Here is a 9237-nt window from a genome sequence, read left to right as displayed (position 1 = left end):
CGGCCGGGAGCACGACGGCCGCGAGTATCCGTCCCGTTGCGGCGAGGGCGCCGCCTGAGCGCACGTACATGGCGGACCAGTCTGCGGCCCGCGGCGCACGGGCGCGTCACGTTCCGGTCAGATTCGCATTCCGGCCCGTACGGTCCGGGCCCCGGCCCCGCGCCGCACCCCTCTCAGTGCTCCACGGCCAGCCGGATCCCCAGCGCCACCAGCACCGTGCCGGACACCTGCTCCAGCCGCTTGCGCACGCCCGCCCGCGACAGCACACCCTTCAGCCGCCCCACGAACCACACGTACACCGCGTACCACCCGACCTCGTACACCGCCCACAGCGCCGCGAACGCCAGCGTCGTCGCCAACTGCGGTGCGGACGACGGCACGAACTGCGGCAGGAACGACATCGCGAAGACCCCAACCTTCGGATTCGCCAGGTTCAGCAGCAGCCCCGAGCGGTACGCGCGCCACGACGTGACCTCCGCGCCCGCCCGGTCCGCGAACTCCGCCGCCGCCCCCCGCCGCGCCGCGCGCAGCGCCTGCACCCCGAACCAGACCAGCACCGCCGCGCCGACCCAGCGCATCACGTCGTACGCCACCTGCGAGGCCGCCAGCAGCGCCGTGAGGCCGAACGCGGCGATCGCGCCCCACAGGAAGACACCCGTCTCGTTGCCGAGGACGGTCATCATCCCGGCCCGGCGGCTGTGCATCGAGTTGCGGATGATCAGGACCGTGCTGGGGCCCGGCGTGGCGGCGATGAGCGTGCAGGCTCCGAGGAAGGCGAGGAGAGTCGCGAGCATGCGGGCCATCCTGGGCCGGGCGCAAGCGGAGGCGCCATCGAATTAACGAGACACTTCCGGCATGGACAGGGCGCCGCGCACCCCGGCAGTCTGGTGCGCGTGAACTCCCCGGTAACGACCGTCATGATGCCCGTCGTCCTCGCCGTCATCATGTACGGCCTCGGCCTGGGCCTCACGCCCGCCGACTTCCGGCGGGTCAGGCACCATCCCCGGGCCGTCGCCGCCGCGCTGGTGTGCCAGGTGCTGCTGCTGCCCGCCGCCTGCTTCGGCCTGGTGCTGGCCTTCGACCTTGCGCCCGCGTACGCGGTGGGCATGATGCTGCTCGCCGCCTCTCCCGGCGGGGCCGTCGCCAACTACTACAGCCGGCTCTTCGGCGGCGACGTGGCCCTCAACATCACGCTCACCGCCGTCAACTCCGCGCTCTCGCTGTTCAGCCTGCCGCTGATCGTCAACTTCTCGCTGGAGTACTTCGACATCGGCCGCGACAACCTGGGCCTGAACTACGACAAGATCCTCCAGGTCTTCGCGATCGTGCTGATCCCCGTCGGGCTCGGCATGCTGACCCGCGCCCGCGCCCCGCGGGTCAGGGAGCGCATCGACCGGCCGGTGCGGGCGGCGTCCCTCTTCGGGCTCTTCCTGGTGATCGTCGGTGTGGCCTGGGCGGAACGCGACCGGATCACCGACTCGTTCGTGGACCTCGGGCCGATCACGTTCCTGTTCACGCTGGTGTCGCTGGCCGTCGGCTACGGGGCCACCCGGCTGGTGCGCGCGGCGCACCCGCAGGCCGTGGCGTGCTGCTTCGAGATCGGCATGCACAACGTCGGCCTGGCCATGACCATCGCGATCAGCCCCACCCTGCTCGACAGCACCGAGATGGCCATGCCCGGGGCGGTGTACGCCGTCCTCAGCTACGTCGCCGCCACCGCCGCGGGCTACACGCTGCGGGCCGTCAGCCCGGAAGCCGCCGCACGTCGCCGGGGCCCAGCTCCCGCACCGAGCGGTGACCCGACAGCCCGAGGGTGAGGTCGAGGTCGGCGAGCAGGCTGCGCAGCACGTGCGCGACGCCCTCCTCGCCGCCGTGCGCGAGGCCGTAGGCGTACGGCCTGCCGTACAGCACCGCACGCGCGCCCAGCGCCAGGGCCTTGAGCACGTCCGCCCCGGTCCGTACGCCCGAGTCGAAGAGCACCTCGATCCGGTCGCCGACCGCCTCGGCGACCTCCGGCAGCATGTCGAGCGCCGCGGCCGCGCCGTCGACCTGCCGGCCGCCGTGGTTGGAGACGACGACGCCGTCCATGCCCGCGGCCGCGGCCCGGCGGGCGTCGTCCGGGTGCTGGATCCCCTTGAGCAGGATCGGCCCGTCCCAGTGCTCCCGCAGGAACGGCAGCCGGTCCCACGTCCGGTCCGTCCCCGTGAACATCGGCACCCAGCGCAGCACCGCGGCCCCCAGGTCCTCCTCCGGGGGCTTCGCCAGCCCCGCGCGGAACGCCGGGTCGGAGAAGGCGACGGCGGTGCCGACGCCGCGGATGAAGGGCAGGTAGGCGGCGTCGAGGTCGCGCGGGCGCCAGGCCAGCGTCCAGGTGTCGAGGGTGACGACGAGGGCGCTGAAGCCCGCGGCGCGGGCGCGCGCCAGGATGCTGGCGCACACCTCGTCGTCGTTCGGCCAGTAGAGCTGGTACCAGCGGGGGCCCGCGCCGCTCGCCTCCGCGACCTCCTCGATGGTGTACGAGGAGGCCGTGGACATCACCATCGGGATGCCGAGGGCGGCGGCGGCGCGGGCCGTGGCCAGCTCCCCGTCGGGGTGCACGATCGACTGCACCCCGACGGGCGCCAGCAGCACGGGCGCGGGGAGCGCGGAGCCCAGCACGGTGGTGGCCGGGCTCCGCTCGGTGGCGCCGGTCAGCATGCGCGGGACGAGGCGGACCCGGTCGAAAGCCTCCCGGTTGGCCCGGGCGGTGGCGCCCGAGCCGGCCGCGCCCGCGACGTACCGGAACGGACCGTCCGCCAGCCGCTCGCGCGCGGACTGCTCCAGCGCGGTGAGGTCGGTGGTGAACGGAGGCAGCTCGTCCGCCAGCCCGTTCAGGTAGATCTCGTTCTGGTAGTTGCCGAACGGCAGGTTCATCGGCGGCTCCCTTCGACCAACGGAGAGTCTGCGGGAAGCGGCGGCAGATCGCTACCCGTGGGTACCGGCCGCGGCTCCTCCTTCTCCAGATCGGGCAGCCAGCGCAGGGCCTTCGGGAAGTACCAGTTGCGCTCGCCGAGCAGCGACATCACCGCGGGCAGCAGCACGCCGCGGATGATCGTCGCGTCGATCAGCACGGCCGTCGCCAGGCCCACGCCCATCTGCTTCATGGACTGCATCGACAGGGTGCCGAAGATCGAGAACACGGCGACCATGATGACGGCTGCGCTGGTCACCACGCCCGCGGTGGTGATCACCCCGTGCGAGATGGCGTCGGCGGTGTTCCGCCCCTGCGCCCGCGCCTCCTTGATCCGCGAGACGACGAACACGTGGTAGTCCATGCTCAGGCCGAAGAGGATGACGAAGAGGAACAGCGGCAGCCAGGCGACGATGGCCCCGACGCCCTCGGCGCCGACCAGGCCGGCGCCCCAGCCGTGCTGGAAGACCATCGTCAGCACGCCGTACGCGGCGCCCACCGACAGCAGGTTGAGGAGGATCGACGTGATCGCGATGGTCAGCGACCGGAAGGCCATCAGCATCAGCAGGAAGGCGAAGGCCACCACGAAGAGGAAGACCGGCACCACCGCGCCGACGAGCTGGTCGTTGAAGTCCTTGCTCCCCGCGACCTGGCCGCCGACCGGCGCCTCGACGCCGTCCACCGCCTCCAGCGTCACCGGCCGGATCTCGTCGCGCAGCAGGGCGAGGCTCTTCTCCGCCTTGTCCTGGTCGGAGCCGCCGACGAGGGGGACCTCGATGATGGCCACGTTCTTGTCGTCGTAGACCTGGATGTCGATCGGGCCCCTGGACGCGCCGGTGTCCAGCGCCTGCTCCTCGAAGTCGACGATGGCCTTGCGGACCTCGGGCGCGTTGATGTCGTCGGCCTTGACGACCACCTCGGCGGGGTCGGAGCCGCCGGGGAACGCCTGGTTGACGCGGTCGTAGGTCTGCACGATCGGCAGCGAGTCGCCGAACTCCTGGTCCAGCGTGAGGTTCGCGGTGTTCATGCCCACCGCGGGCACGGCGATCACCGCGAGCGCGCCGGTGGCCACGACCACCGCCGCCTTCGGCCGGCGCAGTACGCGCGTCAGCACGGCCCGCCACACCCGGCTCTCGCCACCGGCGTTGGTCCTGCCGCGCTTGAGCCGCGCCAGGAACGGCACCCGGCCCTTCTCGACCCGCTCGCCGAGCAGCGACAGCATCGCCGGCAGCACGGTGACGGAGCCGACCATCGCCACCGCGACGACCATCAGCGACGCCACGCCCATCGCCGCGAAGTCGGCGAGGCCGGTGAAGAGCATGCCGCACATCGCGACGATGACCGTGACGCCGGAGACCAGCACCGCGCGCCCGGAGGTGGCGGCGGCGATCTCCAGCGCGGTCCGCGCGTCGCGGCCCTTGGCCCGCTCCTCGCGCTCGCGGCGCAGGTAGAACAGGCAGTAGTCGACGCCGACGGCCAAGCCCACCAGCAGCATCACGGAGTCGGCGACGTCGCTCATCGGCTGTATGTGGCTGACCACGCCCATCAGGCCCATCGTCGCCACGATCGCGGTCATCGCCAGCACCACCGGCAGCAGCGCGGCCACGAACGCCCCGAAGACGATCAGCAGGATGCCGAAGGCGATCGGCACCGCCGAGTACTCCGCCTTCTTGAAGTCCTCGCCGAAGGCGTCGTCGAAGGTCTTCTCCATGCTGGCGCCGCCGATCTCCTCGATCAGCAGGCCCTGCGACCCGTGCTTCTCCTGGACCTCGGCGACCGCGTCGGTGACGGGCTCCACCCGGTCTCCCGCCGTCTCCGGGTCGCCCTTCATCCGGAACTGGACCAGCGCAGAGCGCCCGTCCCGCGAGATCGTGTCGCTGTCGTACGGCGAGACGACGTCGGCCACCTCGCCGGTGCCCTCTACGGCCCGTACGACGTCGTCCACGGCCGTACGGAACTCCGCCGCCGACGCCTTCAGCGCGCCCTCGGGCGACTGGACGAGCACGCTCTCCCCGACCGGCTCGTCCACGCCCGCGTCCTCAAGGATCTTCGCGGACCGCCCGGTCTCGCCCGGGACCTCCTCGCTGTCGCTGACGTCCGCCCGCCCCGCCGCGGAGCCGGCGACGGTCGCCAGCACCACGAACAACACCCAGATACCCACCGCGGCCCAGCGGTGGGTGACGCTCCAGCCGCCGACGGCCGCTGCGACGCCCCGGCGCCGCTTCGTGTGCCTCGGCGCACTCGGTGCCCCCATCGTCCCTCTCCCTTGTGCCCGGCGGCGGCACACTGCCCCCACCTGCCGATACGACGCTAGAGAAGAGCGGGTGCGGTCCCCATCGTGCTGGCTGGTGAACCCGGTGGTGCTCAGCTCCACCGAAAGAAGGGGGGTTAACCCCACCCCGGATGAGTCATGTCCCTTACACGCATAACGCCGGGGACTGTCCCGGGCCCGGTGGTTGCGGCCCGGAGCGGTCCCCGGCGGTGCTCAGGGGAGCGGCTCGCGCTCAGCGCGCCACGAGCAGCCCCCGGTTGCGCAGGACCCGGCGCTCCAGCGGGCCGAACACCAGCAGTTCGATGGCGACGCCGACGACCAGGATCAGCAGGATCGCGTTCAGCACGATCGCCATGTCCTGGTAGCCGCGGCCGGTCTCCAGCAACTGGCCCAGGCCCACCCCGAGGTCGGGGGAGGTGGCGATGATCTCCGCGGCCATCAGCGACCGCCACGAGAAGGCCCAGCCCTGCTTGAGCCCGGCGAGGTAGCCGGGCAGCGCCGCCGGCAGCAGCACGTGCCGTACGCCGTGCAGGCCGGTGGCGCCGATGACCTGGCCCGCCCGCAGGTACAGCGGCGGTATCTGGCCGATGCCGGACACCAGCCCGTTGGCGATCGACGGGACGGCGCCGAGGAGCACCACCGCGTAGATCATCGACGGGGTGAGGCCGAACCAGATGATCGCGGCGGGCACCCAGGCCACCGACGGCAGCGACTGCAGACCGGTCAGGATCGGGCCGATGGCGGCGCGGACGAACGGCACCTTGGCGACGATCAGCCCGAGCGGGGTGCCGATGGCGATGGCGATGAGGAAGCCGAGCACGCCGCGGGACAGGCTCGTCCAGATGACATCGAAGAGCGTGCCCTCGTACCACTGGTCGGCGAGCGCGTCCCAGACCTGGCCGGGGCCCGGCAGCTGGTAGTCGGGCTTGACCTCCAGCACGTACAGCAGCTGCCAGACGGCCACGACGAGGGCGACCGCGATGATCGGCGGCAGCACCTTGTGCAGCAGCACCTGGCGCAGCGGGGTGCGCGCGGTGGTGCGGGTGTCGAGGGCGTCGAGGCCGGCTTCGAGCCCGGCCAGACCGGCGGAGTCCTCGCCTCCCGCGGTGCCGGTCTTGCCGGTGGTCTCAGTGCTTGCCATGGCGGCGGATCTCCCCTCGCAGCTCTTCGGTGATCTCCAGCGAGAGGTTGGCCACGTCGGTGTCCTCGATCCGGCGCGGCTGCGGGATGTCGATGGTCCACTCCCGGGCGATGCGCCCGGGGCGGGAGGACATGAGGATCACGCGCTGGGCGAGCTTGACGGCCTCGCGCACGTTGTGGGTGACGAAGAGCACGGAGACCTTCGTCTCCGTCCAGATGCGGGTCAGCTCGTCGTGCAGGACGTCGCGGGTGATGGCGTCGAGCGCGGCGAAGGGCTCGTCCATCAGCAGCAGCCTGCTGTCCTGGGCGAGCGAGCGGGCCAGCGCGACGCGCTGGCGCATGCCGCCGGACAGCTCGTGCACGCGCTTGCCGTACGCGCCGCCCAGCCGGACGAGTTCGAGCAGGCGCTCCGCCTCGGTACGGCGCTCGGCCTTGGCCAGGCCGCGCATCTTCAGCGCCAGCTCGATGTTCTTGCCCGCGGTCAGCCAGGGGAAGAGCGCGTGCTCCTGGAACATCAGCGCCGGCCGCTGGCCGCCGGGCACCTCGATGGTCCCGGCGCTCGGCGCGTCGAGCCCGGCGACCAGGTTGAGCAGGGTGGACTTGCCGCAGCCCGACGCACCGAGCAGGGTGACGAACTCGCCGGGTGCGACGTCGACGGTGACGTCGTCGAGCACCAGCAGCTGTTCGCCGGGGCGCCCGAAGGTCTTGGACACGTGCGTGATGCGGGCCGCGGGCCCGTCCCCGGCCTGCGCGGGGCCGGCCGGGGCGTCGTCGGTGATGGCAGTGGACATCTCTTGCACCTCCCGGAGGTGAGGCGGGCAGAGCTACTCGACGCCGAGGCCGGCGTCGTCGACGGCGGGCCGGCCCTCGCTCTTGAGCACCTTGTTGAGGATGGACAGGTCGTAGATGCCGTCGGTCTTCGCCTCGTCGAGGAGGCCCGACTTGACGCTGTGGTCGGCCTGGTCGCCGAGGGTGGAGGCGAGGGGGTCGTCGGTGACCTCGATGTCGCCGAAGGCGCGTTCGAGCACGTCCTCGGGCAGCGGCTTGCCCGCGGCCTCCTCGATCCCCTCGTTGACCAGGGTCCTGGCCTCGTCGGGGTTGTCCTTGATCCAGGCGTTGGTCTTCACCGACCCGCGGACGACGGCCTCGACCACGTCGGGGTGGTCCTTGAGGAACGCCTGCGAGACGATCAGGTGCGTGGTGACGAACTTGCCGTCCTCCCACAGCTCCTTCTCGTTCAGCAGCACCTCGCCGCCCTTGGCGACGAGGTTGGAGGCGGTCGGCTCCGGCACCCAGGCGCCGTCGAGGCCGCCCTGCTGGAAGGTGGTCGGGATCTCCTTGTTGTCCTGGCGGATCACGGAGACGTCGCCCTTGCCGGACTGCGGGTCGACCTCCAGGCCCTCGCCGGCCAGGTAGTTGAGCAGGGCCACGTCCTGGGTGTTGCCGATCTGCGGCGTGGCGATCCGCTTGCCCTCCAGGTCGTCCAGCGTCTTGACCTTGTCGGGGTTGACGACGAGCGAGGCGCCGCCGGAGGTGGCGCCCGCGACGATGCGCAGGTTGCGGCCGTCCGCCTGGGTGTAGCCGTTGATGGCGGGGGAGGGGCCGATCCAGGTCATGTCGACGGAGCCGGCGTTGAGCGCCTCGATGGCGGACGGTCCCGCGTTGAAGATCTGCGGCTTGACGGCGGTGCCGCCCAGCTCCTTGGTGATCAGGCCGTCGTCGCCGAGGCCGACCAGGGGGGTCGCGTGGGTCACGTTGCCGAAGAAGCCGATGTTGATCTCGTCGAGACCGCCGATCTTCTCGCCCTGGGCGGCGGGGGCCGCGTCGTCGCCCTTGTCGTCGCTGTCGGAGCCGTAACCGCAGGCGGTCAGGGCGAGCAGGGGGAGGGCGGCGGTGCCGGCGAGCAGGCGTATGGCCGCGCGGCGGCGGCGTGGTGCAGACACGGGAGGGTCATCCTCTCGGGGTGATCCGGGATTCAACATCGTCTTTCCGAGTATCCCTATTGACTTAGTAGGGATAAGCCCATCGGGGCGGCTCGGTCAAGGGGGTTCTTGAGGCGTGGACGAAACGCCCGGCATATGGGCAGGGTTTTCGCGCGCCTTTGCACACCTTTGTGCAGGTGAGGCGTTACGGGAGCGTGACCGGCAGTCCGGCCGCCCGCCACGCCTGGAAGCCGCCGATCAGATCGGTCGCCCGGGCCAGCCCGAGAGACCTGAGGGAGGCGGCGGCCAGCGACGAGGCGTATCCCTCGTCACACATGACGATCCAGTGCACGTCCGTGCCCGTGGCCTCGGCCACCGGCGCGCCGCTGGCCGGATCGCAGCGCCACTCCAGGTGGTTGCGCTCCACCAGCAGCGCCCCCGGCACGGTGCCGGAGGCGCGCCGCTGGAACTCGGGCCTGGTGTCCACCAGTACGGCGCCTTCGGCGAGGGCGGCGTACGCCTGCCGGGGGGTGAGGCGCTCCAGCGTGGTGCGTACGGCGGCGAGCGCGGCGTCGATTCCGGGGGTGCCGGGGTCGGGGGTGCCCGGAGTGCGGGCGGCGTCGGCGGCCATCAGTCGGTCACCGGGTCGGTACGGACCGGGCGCAGGCCGCCGCCGGGCTGCTCGGCGTAGTACGACATGGCCGCCAGCGCGGGCGCGTAGGCGTGGATGCTGACGGCCGGCTCCGTCCCGGCGTTGACCACCTCGTGGACGTACCGCGGCCCGAACGAGCGCAGCCCGCCCGCCGCCAGCTCCCGCGCCCGCGGCGCGCCGCCGGACCCGGGGAAGGCGCGCTCGGTGAGCACCCCGGCGACGACCGTGAACGCGCCCGCGGCACCGCCGTGGTCGTGGATCTCGGTGCCCTGCCCCGGCAGCCAGGTCAGCAGCCAGACCT

9 protein-coding genes are annotated in these 9237 nt (G+C 72.0%); 1 reads left to right on the top strand and 8 read right to left on the bottom strand.

Annotated elements, in window-relative coordinates; all coding sequences use genetic code 11:
* Window positions 1-173: 173 nt before the first annotated feature.
* Entirely contained in the window at window positions 174-794 is a 621-nt protein-coding gene (locus tag H5J30_RS09330; protein ID WP_181786861.1) for a LysE family translocator, read from the bottom strand.
* 99 nt (window positions 795-893) lie between these two features.
* Between H5J30_RS09330 and H5J30_RS09325 the strand changes: the two genes are divergently transcribed.
* Entirely contained in the window at window positions 894-1817 is a 924-nt protein-coding gene (locus H5J30_RS09325) for a bile acid:sodium symporter family protein (RefSeq protein ID WP_181786859.1), read from the top strand.
* Here the strand turns inward: H5J30_RS09325 and H5J30_RS09320 are convergent.
* The 7 genes from H5J30_RS09320 to H5J30_RS09290 form a co-directional block, all read right to left on the bottom strand.
* Complete coding sequence (locus H5J30_RS09320; protein ID WP_181786857.1) at window positions 1744-2913, bottom strand: alpha-hydroxy-acid oxidizing protein; 1170 nt, start codon at window positions 2911-2913, stop codon at window positions 1744-1746. The two genes, H5J30_RS09325 and H5J30_RS09320, sit on opposite strands and share 74 nt — an antisense overlap.
* Window positions 2910-5204 carry an MMPL family transporter gene (locus H5J30_RS09315; RefSeq protein WP_181786855.1) on the bottom strand — a complete coding sequence of 765 codons (2295 nt, stop codon included), beginning with the start codon at window positions 5202-5204 and terminating at the stop codon, window positions 2910-2912. The genes H5J30_RS09320 and H5J30_RS09315 overlap by 4 nt, the downstream gene beginning before the upstream one ends.
* Window positions 5205-5454: 250 nt before the next feature.
* Window positions 5455-6363 (bottom strand): ABC transporter permease, encoded by a 909-nt coding sequence (locus H5J30_RS09310; protein ID WP_181786853.1) that lies wholly within the window; start codon window positions 6361-6363, stop codon window positions 5455-5457.
* Complete coding sequence (locus H5J30_RS09305) at window positions 6350-7153, bottom strand: ABC transporter ATP-binding protein (protein WP_181786852.1); 804 nt, start codon at window positions 7151-7153, stop codon at window positions 6350-6352. The genes H5J30_RS09310 and H5J30_RS09305 overlap by 14 nt, the downstream gene beginning before the upstream one ends.
* 33 nt (window positions 7154-7186) lie before the next feature.
* Window positions 7187-8305 (bottom strand): ABC transporter substrate-binding protein, encoded by a 1119-nt coding sequence (locus H5J30_RS09300; protein WP_181786850.1) that lies wholly within the window; start codon window positions 8303-8305, stop codon window positions 7187-7189.
* Between the two features lie 184 nt (window positions 8306-8489).
* Complete coding sequence (locus H5J30_RS09295) at window positions 8490-8915, bottom strand: rhodanese-like domain-containing protein (protein WP_181786848.1); 426 nt, start codon at window positions 8913-8915, stop codon at window positions 8490-8492.
* On the bottom strand, window positions 8915-9237 hold a 323-nt coding region (locus H5J30_RS09290; RefSeq protein ID WP_181786846.1), incomplete at its 5' end, for a cysteine dioxygenase. The genes H5J30_RS09290 and H5J30_RS09295, both read right to left, overlap by 1 nt.

The sequence above is a fragment of the Streptomyces phytophilus genome (assembly GCF_013870535.1).
Taxonomy (GTDB): Bacteria; Actinomycetota; Actinomycetes; order Streptomycetales; family Streptomycetaceae; genus Streptomyces; species Streptomyces phytophilus.
This window is presented reverse-complemented; position numbering and strand designations above follow the sequence as displayed.